Origin of the sequence: Enterococcus asini ATCC 700915, assembly GCF_000407365.1 — a bacterium.
Taxonomy (GTDB): Bacteria; Bacillota; Bacilli; order Lactobacillales; family Enterococcaceae; genus Enterococcus_C; species Enterococcus_C asini.
In genome coordinates this window covers 627,607-645,113 of record NZ_ASVU01000001.1, presented here as the reverse complement: position 1 = coordinate 645,113, position 17,507 = coordinate 627,607, and the positions used below count along the sequence as shown (strand labels likewise).

At 46.3% G+C, this 17,507-nt stretch carries 16 protein-coding genes; 15 read left to right on the top strand and 1 reads right to left on the bottom strand.

The annotated features are described in order from the left end of the window. Positions 1-70 precede the first annotated feature (70 nt). From I579_RS03140 to I579_RS03125, 4 genes are all read left to right on the top strand, one after another. Positions 71-2,710 (top strand): beta-galactosidase, encoded by a 2,640-nt coding sequence (locus I579_RS03140; RefSeq protein WP_010754926.1) that lies wholly within the window; start codon positions 71-73, stop codon positions 2,708-2,710. A gap of 301 nt (positions 2,711-3,011) precedes the next feature. Continuing rightward, positions 3,012-3,575: an alkyl hydroperoxide reductase subunit C gene (ahpC, locus tag I579_RS03135; protein WP_010754925.1), complete on the top strand. Its 564-nt coding sequence runs from the start codon at positions 3,012-3,014 to the stop codon at positions 3,573-3,575. Between the two features lie 9 nt (positions 3,576-3,584). Next, positions 3,585-5,111, top strand: coding sequence for an alkyl hydroperoxide reductase subunit F (ahpF, locus tag I579_RS03130; protein WP_010754924.1), 1,527 nt, complete (start codon positions 3,585-3,587; stop codon positions 5,109-5,111). Positions 5,112-5,242: 131 nt separating this feature from the next. Then, positions 5,243-5,698: a hypothetical protein gene (locus I579_RS03125; protein WP_010754923.1), complete on the top strand. Its 456-nt coding sequence runs from the start codon at positions 5,243-5,245 to the stop codon at positions 5,696-5,698. A gap of 50 nt (positions 5,699-5,748) precedes the next feature. Here the strand turns inward: I579_RS03125 and I579_RS03120 are convergent, their stop codons facing one another. Then, a complete protein-coding gene (locus I579_RS03120) occupies positions 5,749-6,753 on the bottom strand; it encodes an acyltransferase family protein (RefSeq protein ID WP_010754922.1) in 1,005 nt (334 codons plus the stop codon). Between the two features lie 86 nt (positions 6,754-6,839). Here I579_RS03120 and I579_RS03115 point away from each other — a divergent pair, with 86 nt between their 5' ends. The 11 genes from I579_RS03115 (at position 6,840) to rsmB (ending at position 17,501) form a co-directional block, all read left to right on the top strand. Continuing rightward, a complete protein-coding gene (locus tag I579_RS03115; RefSeq protein WP_010754921.1) occupies positions 6,840-7,712 on the top strand; it encodes an alpha/beta hydrolase fold domain-containing protein in 873 nt (290 codons plus the stop codon). Between the two features lie 20 nt (positions 7,713-7,732). Next, entirely contained in the window at positions 7,733-9,394 is a 1,662-nt protein-coding gene (locus I579_RS03110; protein ID WP_010754920.1) for a patatin-like phospholipase family protein, read from the top strand. A gap of 22 nt (positions 9,395-9,416) precedes the next feature. Next, on the top strand, positions 9,417-9,632 hold the full coding sequence (locus I579_RS03105; protein ID WP_010754919.1) for a YdbC family protein: 216 nt from the start codon (positions 9,417-9,419) through the stop codon (positions 9,630-9,632). A gap of 17 nt (positions 9,633-9,649) precedes the next feature. Next, a complete protein-coding gene (locus tag I579_RS03100) occupies positions 9,650-10,534 on the top strand; it encodes a YicC/YloC family endoribonuclease (RefSeq protein WP_034810945.1) in 885 nt (294 codons plus the stop codon). Positions 10,535-10,690: 156 nt separating this feature from the next. Continuing rightward, positions 10,691-10,972 (top strand): hypothetical protein, encoded by a 282-nt coding sequence (locus I579_RS03095; RefSeq protein ID WP_010754917.1) that lies wholly within the window; start codon positions 10,691-10,693, stop codon positions 10,970-10,972. Positions 10,973-11,107: 135 nt separating this feature from the next. Then, the gene (gene gmk / locus I579_RS03090) at positions 11,108-11,722 is read left to right on the top strand and encodes a guanylate kinase (RefSeq protein WP_010754916.1); all 615 of its coding nucleotides are present in this window, start codon (positions 11,108-11,110) and stop codon (positions 11,720-11,722) included. A 4-nt stretch (positions 11,723-11,726) separates the two neighbouring features. Then, the gene (rpoZ, locus tag I579_RS03085; RefSeq protein WP_010754915.1) at positions 11,727-12,032 is read left to right on the top strand and encodes a DNA-directed RNA polymerase subunit omega; all 306 of its coding nucleotides are present in this window, start codon (positions 11,727-11,729) and stop codon (positions 12,030-12,032) included. Between the two features lie 201 nt (positions 12,033-12,233). After that, on the top strand, positions 12,234-14,648 hold the full coding sequence (gene priA, locus I579_RS03080) for a primosomal protein N' (RefSeq protein WP_010754914.1): 2,415 nt from the start codon (positions 12,234-12,236) through the stop codon (positions 14,646-14,648). A 25-nt stretch (positions 14,649-14,673) separates the two neighbouring features. After that, complete coding sequence (def, locus tag I579_RS03075; RefSeq protein WP_010754913.1) at positions 14,674-15,165, top strand: peptide deformylase; 492 nt, start codon at positions 14,674-14,676, stop codon at positions 15,163-15,165. Continuing rightward, positions 15,158-16,111 (top strand): methionyl-tRNA formyltransferase, encoded by a 954-nt coding sequence (fmt, locus tag I579_RS03070; protein WP_010754912.1) that lies wholly within the window; start codon positions 15,158-15,160, stop codon positions 16,109-16,111. The genes def and fmt overlap by 8 nt, the downstream gene beginning before the upstream one ends. Beyond that, positions 16,104-17,501, top strand: a complete 1,398-nt coding sequence (gene rsmB, locus I579_RS03065; RefSeq protein WP_010754911.1) for a 16S rRNA (cytosine(967)-C(5))-methyltransferase RsmB — start codon at positions 16,104-16,106, stop codon at positions 17,499-17,501. Before fmt ends, rsmB begins: the two co-directional genes overlap by 8 nt. The last annotated feature ends 6 nt before the right edge of the window (positions 17,502-17,507 follow it).

The following is a 17,507-nucleotide window of genomic DNA, read 5'->3' as shown; positions in this document are numbered from 1 at the left end:
ACGATAAAAAGGCCAGGTCATTGACCTAGCCTTTTTTCATAATCACAATGTAAGAAAGTAGGAGAAAGTGATGAAAATATTACTCGCTGGGGATTCCACTATGGCTAGTTACGGAGAAGAGTTTGCTCCCTTGTCAGGGTGGGGCCAAGCTTTGGCTCAATTGCTACCGGTAGAGGTACAGAATTTTGCCAAAGCCGGGAGCAGTACCCGTTCTTTTATGGAAGAAGGTCGCTTTACGAGATTGTTGGAGGTGGCAGAAGCTGGAGATGTAGCACTGATTCAATTCGGCCACAACGACCAAAATCCCAAAAACGGCGTTTCCTTAAATGAATATACTATGAGACTGCAAGAAATGGTTACTTTGTTAAAAGAAAAGTCAGTTATTCCGATTCTCTGTACGCCGGTGGAACACCGAGTTGATGGCACAGGACAAGTTGCGGAGACCTTTGCCCCGTATAAAGCAGTTTTACGTCGATTGCAAAAAGAACATGACTTGGCGTTGTTTGATCTCAATCGGTACACGTATTTTTACTATCAAAGTTTAGGAGCTGAAAAAGCTAAGGAGTTGTTTCTGTGGCTAGGAGTCGGCGAACATCCAAATTATCCTGCAGGTTCCATGGACGATACTCATTTTTCCGCCAAAGGAGCACAAGTGGTAGCGGAATATGTGAAAAAACGCCTGCGTCCTTATTTGACTGAGGAATTGTTTACAAAGACTTATTATGGGGCGTGCATGTATCCTGAAGTGTGGCCGGAAGAAGTTTTCGCCAGCGATGTGGAAACCATGGCGAAACTAGGAATGAATTTTGCACGAATTGGGGAATTTGCTTGGAAGGACTTCGAACCGCAAGAAGGTGTCTATGATTTTTCACTATTGGAGCGTTCGCTTGATTTGTATCAAGCGCAAGGTATCGATGTTTGTATGTGTATCCCAACCCCGACCCCGCCTCGCTGGTTTACGAAGAAATACCCTGAGTCTTTAGTGAAGAATCAAGATGGTACGGTGATGGTTCATGGTTCCAGACAACATGTTTGTACCAACAATCCGGATTTTCGCCGGCATGCATATCGGTTGACGCAAAAACTTGCAGCTTTCCTCAATCGTTATGACAACGTGGTCTTGCTTCAGTTGGACAATGAATTCAAATGTCACGTGGACTTATGCTACTGCGACACTTGTCAGAAGCGATGGCCGCAGTATCTCGCTACTCAGTATCAAACCGTAGAATGGCTCAATCAAAGCTGGGGAACCAGTGTGTGGAGTGAAGCCTATGACTCCTTTGAAGATGTGGTGTTGCCTTGGCGCACACCTTTCTTGCATAATTCTTCTTTGATGAATGCCTTTCGCCGTTTTACTGCCGATACGTTAAACGAATTCGCCCATGATTTGTGTCACTTTATCCGTATGGAAACGGCGATTCCGGTTACCCACAATTCTGCGTTTGGCTTTAATTTGCAAAACGATGATCTCTTTGGTGATTTAGACGTGGCAGGGTTTGATACCTATGCACCACCAACGGATTTTCCCGCGTATACCCTCAACTTGGATCGCTGGCGCAACGTGAAGGACACTAGTCAAGAGGTGTTCTTGTTGGAAACTTGTACGGCTAATGCCGGCCATTTGGAAAACTATGCTACTCCACGACCTAAAGGGTTTGTTACTAGTGAGCTGTTTATCGGTCTGGCGGGAAACTTAAAATCCTTTAATTTTTGGTTGTTTAGAGGCCATCGCTATGGCGTGGAACAGCCCCACAGTGCGGTCTTGACGGCTTGGGGAGAACCGGATAGAGGCTATGAGGATGTGGTGAAAGCCGGAGAATTGCATCAGCGTATGGCACCATTACTTGCGGCTTCCAAATATGTGAAAGCTAAGGTAGCAGTTCTTTACTCGGATTATGCGAAACGCTTTTACACTATCGATAATGGTGGCTATTACGACTATCGTGGTTTGTTCACTGACCTGTATGGTAGCTTAATACGCAAAGGGGTCAGCGTGGAAGTCATTCAAGAAAGTAGCTCTCTTGCAGAGTATCAAGTGCTCTTTGTGCCGTTTCTACGCTGGGTTAGTCCACAAGTTTTACGTAAATTGCAAGCTTTTGTTCAAAAAGGTGGGAAACTGATTCTAGGACCAATGACTGGTGATCGCACAGAAGAGCTGACTTGGCCTGAACATAATGGGTTAGATAATTTAGGAGAATGGCTAGGGTTGTCTCAAATTCAGCAATTTTCTGTGAAAGGTATCGAGTTTTTGGGGGCTTATGCTACACATCAAGAACAGTTGGATCGGTTGGTGACCACCTTTGTTGGGGATGATTCTTGGGAAACCTTGGGACAAACCAGCGATTCCAAAGCGACTTTTATTGGAAAAACGCAAAGAGGCAAGGGAAGTATTTTGTACATCGGTGCTTTACCCGAAAATTTGCAGACTAGCCCGATGTGGGATGCTTTTTGTTGTCAAGAAGTCCTACCGTTTGAATCGGATCGTGAGTTTCTTCAGATTGGAAAAGGTTTGATGAAATATCGCCGAAAAACGAAAGATGGCGTTCAAATCTATATAACCAATTTCGCCATGGAAGAAGCGAGCTACCAATTGCACATTCCAGCAAAAGAACTTCTGACCGATCGAGACCTTGTTTGCGGCACGCAACTCCTGGCGCCTTATGAGTGCCAGATTTTAGAATGGACGTCGCTTGGGGAAACAAACTCCTAAAGTAATTGAGTATTTTTCTCAATAATAAAATCACGATAAAAGTAGAAGACAGCAAGTAAAGTTATTTTTTATTCTTCATGATTCATTAGTTTTAAAGTAATGTGAAAGATTATTGAGAAAAAAGTGTCGGAAAATCACAGCTGACACTTTTTTCTTTTGTGCAAGAGGGCACATTCCTTTACAGTAGAATCCGTTTTAATTTATAATCAATTTAATTAATTCTTAGTATTTTTATAGAATTAAGCACTATATTTTCAATTACGAGAGTTCATTCTCAATAAAAAAGCAAAGGGGTAAGATTATGTCATTGATTGGAAAAGAAATTGAAGCATTTCAGGCGAACGCCTACCACAAAGGGGAATTTATCGAAGTATCAGACGAAAATTTCAAGGGTAAATGGAGTGTTCTGTGTTTTTATCCAGCAGACTTTACCTTTGTCTGCCCAACTGAACTAGAAGATTTGCAAGAACAATACGGCGAATTGCAAAAGTTAGGTGTAGAAGTCTACTCATGTTCGACCGATACCCACTTTACTCATAAAGCATGGCATGATACTTCTGAAGCCATTGGCAAAATTGAATACATTATGATTGGGGACCCAAATCACAGCATCGCTCGTAACTTCGATGTTTTAGACGAAGAAGCTGGGGCAGCGCAACGGGGCACCTTCATCATCGATCCTGATGGCGTGGTTCAAGCAATGGAAATCAATGCGGACGGTATCGGCCGGGACGCTAGCGTATTGCTAGATAAAATCAAAGCAGGTCAATACGTGCGGACTCATCCAGGGGAAGTTTGTCCGGCAAAATGGAAAGAAGACGGGGAAACATTGAAACCTAGCTTCGATCTTGTGGGGAAAATCTAAGGAGGCACCATGTTAGATAACGAAACGAAAGCACAACTTGCGCAATATTTGGAACTTCTAGAAGGAGATATCCAATTTTTAGCCAGTTTAGGGACGGATGAAAATTCGAAAAAAACCGGCGAATTTTTAAATGAAGTAGCGGCCATGAGCGATAAAATCACGGTAGCGGTAGCGGATTTGCCTCGTACGCCAAGTTTCGAGGTCAATCCGGCGACCGGTAAGAGTGGCATTACTTTTGCTGGACTGCCATTAGGCCACGAGTTTACTTCATTTATTTTAGCCTTGTTACAAGTAGCGGGACGACCACCGAAAATAGAGCCGGAAGTCGCGGCTCAGATTAAAGCCATTGACCAAGAGCTACATTTTGAAACTTATGTCAGCTTGACTTGTCACAACTGTCCAGATGTGGTGCAAGCACTGAATATTATGGCAGTTTTAAATCCGAAAATTTCCCATACGATGATTGAAGGCGGGATGTACCAAGCCGAAGTCGAGGAAAAGAAAGTCATGGCGGTGCCTACCGTCTTTCTTGGTGGAGAAGAATTTGCCAGTGGCCGCATGACCATCGAACAATTAGTGGAAAAAGTAGCGGGACCGCTAGATGCCAGTGCCTTTGCGGATAAAGACGTATTCGATGTCTTAGTAGTCGGCGGTGGACCTGCTGGAGCCAGCAGTGCGATTTACGCGGCTCGTAAAGGCATTAAAACCGGGATGGTAGTCGATACATTCGGCGGTCAAGTCATGGAAACCCTCGGCATCGAAAACTTGATTGGCACACCTTATACCGAAGGACCGAAACTAATGGCTCAGGTAGAAGAACACGTGAAACAATATGACGTGGACTTGATGAAGGGCCAACGGGTACAAGATATCCGTAAGACGGACTTGGTGGAAGTCGAGTTGGCAAATGGTGTAGTCTTGCAAACTCGCACGGCTATCCTTGCTACGGGAGCCCACTGGCGAGACATCAACGTTCCCGGGGAAAAAGAATTTAAAAACAAGGGAATCGCCTACTGTCCGCATTGTGATGGACCATTGTTTGCCGGAAAAGAAATCGCCGTTATCGGTGGTGGAAACTCTGGGATTGAAGCGGCAATTGACTTAGCCAATCTAGCAAAACATGTTTACGTTTTGGAATTCTTGCCAGAATTAAAAGCAGACCAAGTCTTGCAAACGAAGCTAGCTAGTCTGTCGAACGTCACGGTCATCACCAATGCTCAAACCAATGAAATCAGTGGTGGCGATCAAGTAGAAGCTCTAAATTATACTGACCGGACTACACAAGAAAGTCACACTTTGGCTGTCTCCGGCGTGTTCATCTTAATCGGCTTAATGCCGAATACTGAATGGCTACCAGAAACGATTGAAAAAAATCCTCGTGGGGAAATTGTTGTAGATGGCCATGGGGCTACGAATGTACCGGGAATCTTTGCGGCAGGAGACTGTACCAACAGCGCCTACAAGCAGATCATCATTTCCATGGGTTCCGGTGCGACGGCAGCCTTAGGAGCATTTGATTATTTGATTCGTGAATAGTCTTGGAGTAGAGGAAGCAATTTTTGCTTCCTCTTTTTTATAAAAGTTTTTAGCCTTTAGTATCGGACTTGTCTTTTAGGTAAGAAAGACGTATGGTCATTCTAAGAACGAATACAAGAGAGGTGTTTACCATGGATTGGTTTCAAAAAATCGGTGAGGGTACTGGGGCTTTAGCCGGTGGGGTGATTGGCGGAGCGTTTAACCTGGCTGCCGAATTGACTCATGCGCAGCTTTTGCAAGAAGCGGGAGCCGAGGTTTTTCAAGGAAATAAAAACGCCGGAAAATATGCCGGGCAGACTCTAGATGGAGTGATTGACACTGCGGCGGGGTTTTTCACGAAAAATGACCACCAACTGCATCAAGGAAAAGAAAAGTTGGCGGATGTTGCACGCACTACCCTGAATGGCATTGGAGATACCTTTGGCTTTGCTCAAGAACAGATTACGGAAGCCTATGAAGGTGGCAAGGAAATGGACACTCAACGCTTGAAACAAGTGGCGCGGAATACCGGCAAAGCACTCTTGGTTTCTAGTGCGGTGCTAAGTGTCTGGCAAGTGGGCAAAGGACTGAAATTTAAAGTGAAATAGTTTTATGAATCAAAAAAATGCTAGACGAGTAGGGAATAAGCACCTTTCGTCTAGCGTTTTTCTTTGTTGGGCATGATAAAGTGAGTGACTCGCTGGAGGACTAGCTGCAATTGTTTGGTGACGACAGGCCGGCTTAATAGCCACAGGATCAGGAGGCTGCCACCAAAGAGCAAGCTTAAGTGGAGCACAGGATTGGTGATTTTTTCTGTGAATTCCACCAAAGGAGCCACTAAGTACACATGAAGCAAGTAAACGGAAAGGGTGCGTTGGCCCCAAGTTGTATAAAAGCGGTGTTTGGCTTGGCCCAAAGTCAAGAAGACAAAGATAAAGGCGAAGCTTAGAGCATACAGGTAAATATCTGCCGGTAATGTTTGCCACAAAGGCAATTCGAGCAAGGCGTAGGCTCGATCCCCCCAGAGAATCTCGGCGGGAGTACCACTTTTAACCCAGAAAAAGGCCGTTATTAAACCGATGACAAGGACCAATATACTCAGCAGCCGCCGGTAAGGAAAGTGGCGGATTTTTTCGATATGCGCTGGCGTACAATAATAGCCGGCCAAAAAGAAGGGTAGAAAGCCAAAGGTGCGAGCCATGGCCATATAAGTACCAAACTCCGTCAAAAAGCCAGATAAAGCTCCGACGATTAAACTCAAAATGAAAACGTGACGCACGCGGATCAAGTCTGGTAATAAAAGCCGCCAGCCGAACATGCAGTAGAGATACCACAGCGTCCAACCGGGGTTTAAGATTAAGATCTGATCGATTTTACCAATGGCCAACATGATCAAGCTGAGAATCAGGTTTAATAAGAGGTAGGGCAAAAGAAACTGCCGCACCGCTTGTTCCCGCCCCCGCTGGACATTTTTTGAGAAATAGCCGGAAATAAAGATAAAGACAGGCATATGAAAAAAGTAGATAAAGACGTAGAGGAATTGGGCGAAGGGAAAGCTCAGGCGAAAATACTCCAGAGCGTGACCGAAGACCACTAAAAAAATTAACAAGCCTCGAATATTGTCAAAGGCCAAATCACGACTTTGCTTTGAAATAATAGACACTTCCAGTTCAAGTAAGGTATGCTTGGAATAATCAAGTTAGTCTCATCATACCATGTTTTTTATTGAAGCGGGAGGAGTTGGTGGAGATGCGTTTTTCGGCACAGTTTGTCAAACAAGTTTTTAAAGTAGTAAATATGAAAAAACTGGTGGGCGCCAATATGGTGACTCCGCCAAAACGCCGGGATTTTACGACGCGGCGCTTAGAGCGCAGCGAGTGGCCGAAGAAGACCGAGTTGATTCAAGACTCTCCTTTGATTACTCTTTTTCCCCATCATTCTACCAAGCGTCATGTGTTTTATCTCCACGGTGGGGGCTATGCGTTAGAGGCCTCACCTTTTCACAAGGAAATTCAGGAGGGAATGGTGGCGGCAGGCTTGAAGGTCAGTTATTTTGACTATCCGTTGGCACCGGAAAATACTGCAGAAATCACCTTGAGTCGCACACTGGAAGCCTTTGGGCGCTTGAGCTTTTTGTATCCTGACGATCGCTTTTACTTTTTCGGGGATTCTGCAGGGGGCGGTTTGGCGTTAAGCGTGGCACAGCAGTTGCGGAATCTGAATCAACCCCATCGACCCTTGAAATTGGCCTTAGTCTCTCCGTGGCTGGACTTAACTTTACAAGACCCCCGGGTGGCGGCCTTGCAAGCAGAGGATGTCTTATTGGAGCGAGACCGCTTGGCAGAAGCCGGGAAAAATTACGCGGGGAACTTTTCCTTAGAGGATCCCCGGGTCTCACCGTTGTTTGGGGACATGAAGGATTTAGGCGAGCTGTTTGTGATCAGTGGTACCGCAGATATTCTTCATCCGGATGTCTTGTGTCTGCAAGAACGGGTGGCAAAAACGACGGGTACGCACTTGCATTTAGAATCTGTGCCGGGGATGATGCATGATTTCGTGGTCTATCCTTTAAAAGAGTCAGAACCTTACCGCAATCAAATTCAAGAATTTTATTTACAGTAACCTGTGCAAGGAGGCGCGATATGGACGTAAAGAAAATCTATCCCAGCCACTTTTTGCAAAACAATAGTGCTTTTCGTCATAGCAAGCTGGTTCTGCCTTTCTTTCATTCCCATTCGCGGGGGCAAGAACAGTACTTGCAACAAATTAAGACGGGGCAGAGCTATTACCTAGAGGCTTTTGGTCATAAAATCTTTCTCGTGATGGTTGAAGAATTGCGCCAGTCGCTACAAGTGAGCAATCTCTTGGTCACCGAAGAGATCACTTGGACAGAACTCGTGGCTATTTTGGATCGCTATGCCCGCAGTCGCTTTGTGAAGAAACTGATTTTGACCTTGGAGACCACCGCTACCAATGAGGCTTGGTTATTGAGTCAAGGGTTTCAAAAACAAGGCAACGGCTATGAAAAAGAACTCGTCTATCATACCGGGCTAGTACTAGGGGGTGGCGGTGCCCGAGGTGCTTATGAAATCGGAGTCTGGCAAGCCTTAAAGGAATTAGAAATCTCCTTGCCGATTGTTACGGGAACTTCCGTGGGGGCGCTGAACGGGGGCTTAGTCTTAGTGGGGGATGTGGACGAGGCCAAGCAACTGTGGTTGGATTTGTCCACGGATCAGGTCTTGCAATTTCCTCAAGCGGCCGAGAGTATCACTAGCTTGACCACACTTTTACAGCAGATGCGCTCATTGACTGTGACGGCATTACGAGAAAATGGCGCCAGTACCGAACCTTTGAATCAAATCATTCAAAATGCCTTGGATGGGGAAAAAATGCAAGCTAGTCCCAGTGAACTCTATATCTGCACCACTCATCTGCCTGACTTTGAGGAACGGGTAGTGCATTTTGATAAGGACCATCCCGAAGAAAGTCAGGCTTGGCTGATTGCCTCGGCTTCCTTTTACCCAGCCATGCGGGCGAAGGAAATCGAAGGTGAATACTACATGGACGGAGGCTATCGCAATAATTTGCCTGTGGATGTAGCTTTGCAACAAGGGGCTACCGAGTGTATCTTGGTGGATGTCAAAGGTCCTGGCTTTGTGAAACGTTGGGAGCCGTCTTTGGCGGTGGCGGAGTTGCCTTTGCATTCGCCCTGGACATTAGGAAGCTTTTTGGTTTTTGATCGGGAACGCTCGCGGATTAATTATCACTTGGGCTATCAAGAAACGATGAAATACTTTGGCCGGTACAGCGGCTTTTGGTATACTTTTGCTGAAAATCACGTATTTCAGGATAAGTGGCAACAGTTTTGCCGCGCTTTGCGCAAAGCCCAGAGTCCACTGTGGCAAGTCATCAAAGAGCCGAGCTTTTGGCAAAAACTGTCCAAAGAATATCAAAAAGAAGTGAGTTTTGAAACGGCAGGCCAGGCTTTTGCGGAATTGGCAGGAGTCTTGTTGAATGTAGCGCCAGATGCGGTATATCAAGAAGCAGACTTTATCTTAGCGCTAAAAGCGGCTTACGAGGCGTTGGCTAGTCCCGTGACTGGCGCTTTGTCCATGGCAGAGTGGCTTCACTTGTATCGGGAGCGCCTAGTGCTGTGGTCCGATGGCCGGCAATTTATCTACTGGTTAAACAGTTTTCAAAATGACTTGGCACCCACAAAACCATTACTGGATTTAACTCCGGTGAAGGCGGTGGCAGGGGCATTTTTAGCAAAAATAGTAAAAGAACTATCCCAAGATAAGTGAGAAGTGAACAGGAGGAAGAAAGATGGCAGACTTTCAATACGAAATTTTAGAGGAAATAGCCGTTTTATCGGAGAATCCCAAAGGCTGGCGCAAGGAATTCAACTTAGTCAGCTGGAATGGCCGGCCGGCGAAGTTTGACATTCGGGACTGGGCCCCTAACCATGAAAAGATGGGCAAGGGAGTCACCTTAAGCAACGAGGAATTCGAAGCTTTGAAAAGTGCTTTAAAAGAGATGTAAAGGAGACGAGTCGTTTGTTGAAAAGTATGACAGGCTTTGGTCGTGGCGTTGCGGAAAATCAGCGCTATACCGTGGAAGTCGAGATCAAAAGCGTCAATCATCGTTTTTTAGATATTCAATTACGCAGTCCGAAACAAGTGAATGCCTATGAGCAGGAAATACGGAAAATCATTAAGGAACGCTTGCCTAGAGGTCGGGTGGATGTCTTTGTCACCGTGAAAGAAGTCAGCGATGCAGGTAAAGAAGTCGCGATTCACTGGGATTTGGTGGATCAGTTGGTCGAATCATTGCAAAAAGAAGGCCAAGCTCGCTATGGGGTAGTAGACCTCGAGCCCAAAGTCATTTTGGAGCAGATTGTGACGTTACCGGACTTTGTGGAAATCACGGAAGCAAAAGACGACGATGAGAGCTTAGGGGAGTTATTGATTGCAGCGGTGACGACAGCGGCAGAGCAAAATGCAGCCAATCGAGCACAAGAAGGACAAGCCTTGGCAGCCGTCATGGTAGAAAATCGTGAGCAAATCGCCACTGCCTTAGCTCGCTTACAGTCTTTTGTGGCCTTGTATCAAGGGGAATTCAAGGAACGATTTGAAAAGAAATTGCAAGATTATCTTCAGGAAACCGTGGATCAAGAACGTTTGTTAACGGAACTAGCGATTCAATTGGAACGAGGAGACATCCAAGAAGAAATCGATCGTTTGGCTATTCACTTGCAAAACTTTGATCGCTTGTTGGCAAAAGACGAGCCCGTGGGCCGGGAGTTGGATTTCTTGATTCAAGAATGCAATCGGGAAATCAATACCATTGGTTCGAAGTCGAGTGCCATTGAAATCAAAGAACTAGTCGTCTTAATGAAAACCACCGTAGAAAAAATTCGCGAACAAGTTCAAAATGTCGAATAAGCTTTGAAGCAAACTCCCCTAAGATCAGTCGCCAGTTGGTCTTAGGGGAGTTTTTTGTCTGGCCTTGTCTTTGATGCCAGTTTTACCAATGGTTATTCTTCGTCAAAAGCGCAGCCCCCAGTTATAATGAAGAAAAGTGACAAAGGAGCGAGGCAGATGAAATACTATGATGTGACATTCCACGGCGTTAGTGGGCGAGCAGTGATCAAGCGGACGGTGCCTTCTGACAAGGAACCTTTCGATGCGTGGCAAGATGCCTGTACCAAAGTGACCGAGGAAGAATTGCAACTATTGGTAAATGACGCTTATGTGGTGATTGCTCGGAAGTTATTGGCGCGAATCGACATTGAAGAGGTGAAAGATCCCATTGAAGAAGCCCAGACACGGAAAGACGAGTTGACCAATGTGATCAACACTTTGTCCAACATGGGGTTTTAAGCCTTCAAAAGTAAAGATTCTTTCCGGGATTGCAACAGGCCCTTGAAACTTTCGCGAAAAAAGTGCAAAATAGAGAAACAAGTATAGACTAAGAGGCAAGGCACGTCGCTTTGTTTCATAGGAAAGGACCGAATTATGTCAGATCGTGGGTTGTTGATCGTGTTATCCGGACCCTCAGGTGTAGGAAAAGGCACCGTCCGGAAAGCCATTTTTGAAAGTGACGATAATGATTTTCAATATTCCGTATCCATGACTACCCGGCCAATGCGGCCAGGGGAAGTCGAAGGGGTAGACTATTATTTCCGCACCCGGGAGGAATTCGAAGCATTGATCGCATCCGGCGATATGTTGGAATATGCCGAATATGTGGGCAATTACTATGGCACGCCCTTGCCTTACGTGGAAAAAACCTTGCAAGAAGGCAAAGATGTCTTCTTGGAAATCGAGGTGCAAGGTGCCCGGCAAGTAAAAGAAAAAGTACCTGATGGGGTGTTTATCTTCCTGACGCCACCGGATTTGCATGAATTAAAAAACCGTATCGTCAATCGTGGCACGGACGCCATGGAAATCATCGAAGAGCGTATGAAAGTCGCGCGCGAAGAAATCGAGATGATGGCGCTCTATGATTACGCCGTGGTCAATGACGAAGTGCCAAAAGCGGTCACCCGGATTAAAAACATCATTGCCAGCGAACATTTTCGCGTGGATCGGGTAATCGGAAAATATATCAAAATGTTAGAGGAGATGTAAGCTTATGATGTTAAAACCTTCAATCGATAAGTTGTTAGACCGGGTGAATTCCAAATATTCTTTAGTTATCTTAGCCAGCAAACGGGCCCATGAATTGGACGCTGGATCAAAACCAACTTTGGAATCTTTTGAATCCGTGAAAAGTGTTGGTCAAGCTTTGGAAGAAATAGAAGCGGAAACCGTCATCAATGATCCTCATCCTGAAATCAAACGGGCGCGGATTAAATTGCAAGAAGACGAACGGAAAAACCAAGAAGAGTTAAAAACCAAAGAATTGGAAACCCGCATTCGCAAAGAACAAAAAATCTAAGCAGTCCACTGAGACCGCTATAAATGCCAAAAGACCAGAAGAGCTTTCTATGATCATAGAAAATTCTTCTGGTTTCTTGCTGACTACAAGCAAAAATAAGATTGTGACAGAAAAGCCCGTCCTAGAGCGGATTTCCCGCTACAGACAAAAGGACGTTTTTTGGGTACAATAATAGAAGAAAAATTTTCGAGGAGGGATACTATGGAGGAATACGCTGAGGTGATTGTCGACGTACCGGCCATGCAAACCGATCAGCCATTTACCTATCGCATCCCTGAAGATTTACACGGCTTATTGAGTGCGGGAATGCGAGTGGAAGTACCTTTTGGCAAAGGCAATCGCCACATTCAAGGCTTTATCATGAGCCTTTTTACCGGAGAAAAGCAAGAGCAGACAAAAGACATCACCCGGGCTTTGGATTTGGAGCCGGTTTTAAATGACGAGCTCTTAGCCCTAGCCGATTACATGAAAGAAACCACTTTTGCTTTTAAGATTACTTGCTTGCAGACGATGCTCCCTAGTGTGATGAAGGCAGAGTACCAAAAGACTTTGGTCTTACAAGATGCTGAAGCTGCCAAGGAAGCTGGAGTTAGGGAGCTCTTTGATGCGTCAGGGGAGTTGGACTGGTTGGCCGCTCAGGCTACGGGAAAACTCGGAACCTTACTTTCTTTGCGCCAAGCCGGAGCCGTAAACCTACGCTACGATGTACATACGAAAAATAAAGTCAAAACCACCCGCTTAGTGACGCCGCTGCTCTCACCAACAGCTGCCGAAGAAGCCCGGGGAGAACTAAAGAAAACCGCTTTGCGCCAAGCCCAGCTTCTGACCATGTTGGCGACAACCAAAGCGAGTCTGCCGGTGAAGCATTACAAAGAGCAAGGAATTTCCACCAGTGTACTGAATCAAGGGGCAGAAAATGGTTGGTTACGTTTCACAGAAGTCGAGACTTACCGGGACCCTTACGCCCATCGTGAGTTTGCCCAGACTCATGCGTTAGAGCTAAACGGGGACCAGCAGGTGGCAGTTCAAGCGATTCAAGCAGCCGGGGACGCCAAAGAAGCTCGGACCTTTTTATTAGAAGGAATTACCGGAAGCGGCAAGACGGAGGTTTATCTGCAAAGCATCGCCCAAGTCATTGAAGCCGGCAAGAGTGCCATTATGTTGGTGCCGGAAATCGCTTTGACTCCGCAAATGGTGGAGCGTTTTAAGAGCCGTTTAGGGGATGCGGTAGCGGTACTTCACAGCGCTTTGTCTCAAGGTGAGCGTTACGATGAATGGCGCAAAATCGAACGAGGAGAAGCCAAAGTCGTGGTAGGTGCCCGCTCAGCAATTTTTGCTCCTTTACAAGACATCGGCTTGATTATCGTGGATGAAGAACACGAAGCGACGTATAAACAAGAAGAAACGCCCCGCTATCACGCCCGAGATTTGGCCATTTGGCGAGGAAAGTACCATCACTGTCCCGTAGTTCTCGGCAGTGCCACACCTTCTTTGGAATCTCGGGCCCGGGCGCAAAAAAATGTCTACACATTGCTGCGCCTGCGGGAACGAGCAAATCCTGAGGCTAATCTACCCACTGTGGATATCGTGGATATGAAGGCAGAATACAGTCACAAAAATCCCGGGAACTTTTCCCAAGTCTTGAAAGAAAAAATTGCCGACCGACTAGCCAAAGACGAGCAAATTGTGCTGTTGCTTAATCGCCGGGGCTATTCTTCCTTTGTTATGTGTCGGGATTGTGGTCACGTGGTGGACTGTCCTAATTGCGATATTTCTCTGACTTTGCACATGGACGTCAAACGCTTGCGCTGTCATTACTGCGGTCATGAAGAAGCGATTCCCCAGAAGTGTCCTGAATGTGGCAGTCGCAAAATCCGCTATTACGGCACGGGCACGCAAAAGGTCCAAGAAGAACTCCAGGGATTGTTTCCAGAAGCCAAGATTTTGCGCATGGATGTGGATACGACCCGCAAAAAAGGAGCTCATGAACGGATTTTGCGGGCCTTTGGGGAGAAAAAAGCTCAGATTTTATTGGGCACTCAGATGATTGCCAAAGGACTGGACTTTCCCGACATCACCTTAGTCGGGGTGCTTAATGCGGATACCGCTTTGAATTTACCGGATTTTCGCGCCAGTGAGCGAACGTTCCAATTACTAACTCAAGTGAGTGGTCGTGCCGGACGCGCCCAAAAAGCTGGGGAAGTTTTGATTCAAACCTTTAATCCAGAGCATTACGCGATTCAGTTGGCCCAGCGCCAAGATTACGAAGCTTTTTACCAACAAGAAATGTTTATTCGGCATCAAAGCGGCTATCCTCCTTATTACTTCACGGTGAAGATCACGGTGAGTCATGAAGAGGAACAAAAAGCGGCGCAAAAAATCTTTGCTCTGACCAATGAATTAAGTAAACAGCTTTCCCCACAAACCATCTTTCTCGGGCCAACCCCAGGAAATGTGGCTCGAGTAAAAAATCGTTATTACTATCAATTGATTTTAAAGTATAAAAAAGAACCCCGCTTACAAGGCGCTTTGGAACAAATTTTGGTGGCCAGTCAGCAAGATTTGCGCCAAGGGCTCTTAGTCTCTATTGACAATGAACCGATGAACTTTATTTAGAAAGCACCTAGGAAAAGGAGTAACCATGATTTTACCTTTAGTATTACACCCGGATGAGCGCCTGCAAAGCGTTACCCGGCCGATTCAAGAAATCACAGAAGAAGTTGAAGAACTGCTGGATAACTTGCAAGACACCATGATTGCCCATGACGGTGTAGGACTGGCCGCTCCTCAAGTAGGAAAAAATCTACAAGTAGCCGTGGTGGAAGAAGAGGATGGAGAGATTATCGAATTGATCAATCCCCGCATCGTCCAAGCTACTGGGGAGACCATCGACGTGGAAGGTTGTCTCAGTATCACCCACGTGTACGGCACAGTTGCCCGGGCGAAACGGATTCTGGTACACTATTACGACCGAGAGGGAGACGAGATGGAGCTGGAAGCCTATGATTATTTGGCTCGCGCCATCCAACATGAAATCGATCATTTACATGGCGTCTTGTTTACGGAAAAGATGATTGAACGAATCCCTGAAGAACAGTTAGAAAGCTATATGGAGGGAAATGAAGATGACTAAACTTGTATTTATGGGAACACCGGCTTTTTCCGTTCCTATTTTGGAAGGTCTAGTGGAGGCCGGATATGAAGTTCTAGCCGTGGTGACCCAGCCGGATCGCCCAGTTGGACGGAAAAAAACGATTACCCCTCCGCCTGTAAAAGTTGCGGCGGAAGCGCTGGGCTTAGAAGTCTTGCAGCCGGAAAAAATCAGTGGCTCAAAAGAAATGGAACGCATCATTGAGCTTGCGCCAGATTTATTGATCACGGCGGCATTCGGCCAGTTTTTACCGGAGAAATTACTTCAAGTGCCACAGTTTGGTGCAATCAATGTTCATGCCTCTCTTTTGCCGAAGTATCGTGGGGGCGCACCGGTGCATTACGCCATTATGAATGGGGATCAAGAAACCGGGGTTACCATTATGGAAATGATCAAAAAAATGGATGCCGGCGGGATATATAGTCAAGCTCGCTTGCCGATTACTCAAAAAGACGATGTAGGGACCATGTTTGAAAAGCTCAGCTTGTTAGGTCGTGACTTGTTATTAGAAACTTTGCCTCAGCTTTTAGCAGGCGAATTGGAAAAAGAACCCCAAGACGAAGCAGAAGTTACTTTTTCCCCTAATATCACCCGGGAGCAAGAAGCCGTGGACTGGACAAAATCCGCTCACTTAATCGACTGCCAAATTCGGGGCATGCGCCCTTGGCCAATCGCTTTTACCACTTATCAAGGGGCCCGATGGAAACTCTGGGGAGCGACTCCTTTAGCAGAAACTACTGAAGCGGCTCCCGGGACGATTATCCACAAAGGAAAAAAAGAATTGTGGGTAGCTTGTGGCGAGGGTACCGTTTTAGCCATTGAGGAATTACAGCCGGCTGGTAAAGGTCGTCAAAACATCCAAGCCTTTTTAAATGGCGTTGGCCACCAAGTGACGGTGGGAGAAAAGTTGGGAGTAGCAAATGACTGAAGCAAATCAAAATAGAAAAAAAGCCCCAAAGCAGCCTAAAAAGGCTCATCCTTTAACCAGTTCCGCTCGCCTAGCTGCTTTAGAAGCCCTAGAGCGCGTGGAAAAAGGTGGCGCTTATTCGAACCTCTTGATCAATGAAGTGGTGAAGCGGGGGCAATTAAATGAAAAGGATCGCCGGCTTTTGACGGAAATCCTTTATGGAACCATCGCCCGCCAAATGCTTTTGGATTATTATTTATCACCGTTTTTGAAAAAGTCTAAGAAAGTCGACACCTGGGTGCGATTATTGTTGCGCTTGTCGGTTTTTCAGATGGTGTATTTGGACAAAGTACCGGATCACGGTATTATCAACGAAGCGGTGGAAATCGCCAAGTTCCGAGGCAATCCCGGTGCGGCGAAATTCGTCAATGGGGTCTTGCGCAATGTTCAGCGTCAAGGCTTGCCTAGTCTTGAGGCTATCAAAGACCCAGTGGAACGCTTATCGATTGAAATCAGTATGCCCCGTTGGCTGACGGAAAAACTACTGGCTCAATTAGGGGAGGACGAAACTCGCAAACTGGGGCTTTCCTTATTGGAACCAAGCCATGTTTCCGCCCGGGTGGATACTCGCTTTATCTCTCGGGAAGCGGCAATCGCAAGCTTGGCCGAAGAAGGCATCGAAGCGGTAGCCAGTGTGGTTTCCCCTTATGGGATCGTCGCGCAAAAAGGATTTTTGGCCGGCAGTCGCTTGTTTAAAGAAGGCAAGCTGACGGTGCAAGACGAAAGCTCCATGTTGGTGGCACCGGCCTTGCAAGTAGCAGCAAACCATGAAGTCTTAGATGCTTGTGCCGCTCCCGGTGGCAAGACCACCCATATCGCTACTTTTTTGGATAGTGAAGTCGGTGGCAGTGTCACAGCCTTGGATATCCACCAGCAAAAGGTTAAACTGATTGAAGAAAATGCCCAACGGCTACACGTGGAAGAGGTGGCCTTTCCCGAACAGCTGGATGCCCGCACGGTGTCTGAACATTTTCGCCCGGCATATTTCGATCGGATTTTAGTAGATGCTCCTTGTTCGGGATTGGGCCTAATGCGTCGTAAGCCGGATATTAAGTACCAAAAACGTCCGGCAGACTTTGAGCGCTTGCCAACGATTCAACGGGAAATTTTGGACAGCGTAGCACCTACCTTGAAACCTGGAGGACTTTTGGTGTATAGCACTTGCACGATTACTCCTGAGGAAAATCAACAAGTAGTCAACGGCTTTTTAGGGGATCATCCGGAGTTTCAATTACAACCGATTGCCGTTAATGAACTGGTACAAGAAGCAATTGTCGGGGAGATGTTAACCATTTATCCCCAACGTTTCATGACCGATGGCTTTTTCATCAGCTGTCTGAAGAAAGTATAACGAGGT

Coding starts and splice junctions, on each gene's coding strand:
- I579_RS03095 (WP_010754917.1), top strand. CDS start 10,691: ATGAAATACTATGATGTGACATTCCACGGCGTTAGTGGGCGAGCAGTG.
- fmt (WP_010754912.1), top strand. CDS start 15,158: ATGACTAAACTTGTATTTATGGGAACACCGGCTTTTTCCGTTCCTATT.
- I579_RS03125 (WP_010754923.1), top strand. CDS start 5,243: ATGGATTGGTTTCAAAAAATCGGTGAGGGTACTGGGGCTTTAGCCGGT.
- I579_RS03110 (WP_010754920.1), top strand. CDS start 7,733: ATGGACGTAAAGAAAATCTATCCCAGCCACTTTTTGCAAAACAATAGT.
- ahpC (WP_010754925.1), top strand. CDS start 3,012: ATGTCATTGATTGGAAAAGAAATTGAAGCATTTCAGGCGAACGCCTAC.
- I579_RS03105 (WP_010754919.1), top strand. CDS start 9,417: ATGGCAGACTTTCAATACGAAATTTTAGAGGAAATAGCCGTTTTATCG.
- gmk (WP_010754916.1), top strand. CDS start 11,108: ATGTCAGATCGTGGGTTGTTGATCGTGTTATCCGGACCCTCAGGTGTA.
- I579_RS03115 (WP_010754921.1), top strand. CDS start 6,840: ATGCGTTTTTCGGCACAGTTTGTCAAACAAGTTTTTAAAGTAGTAAAT.
- rpoZ (WP_010754915.1), top strand. CDS start 11,727: ATGATGTTAAAACCTTCAATCGATAAGTTGTTAGACCGGGTGAATTCC.
- def (WP_010754913.1), top strand. CDS start 14,674: ATGATTTTACCTTTAGTATTACACCCGGATGAGCGCCTGCAAAGCGTT.
- priA (WP_010754914.1), top strand. CDS start 12,234: ATGGAGGAATACGCTGAGGTGATTGTCGACGTACCGGCCATGCAAACC.
- rsmB (WP_010754911.1), top strand. CDS start 16,104: ATGACTGAAGCAAATCAAAATAGAAAAAAAGCCCCAAAGCAGCCTAAA.
- ahpF (WP_010754924.1), top strand. CDS start 3,585: ATGTTAGATAACGAAACGAAAGCACAACTTGCGCAATATTTGGAACTT.
- I579_RS03140 (WP_010754926.1), top strand. CDS start 71: ATGAAAATATTACTCGCTGGGGATTCCACTATGGCTAGTTACGGAGAA.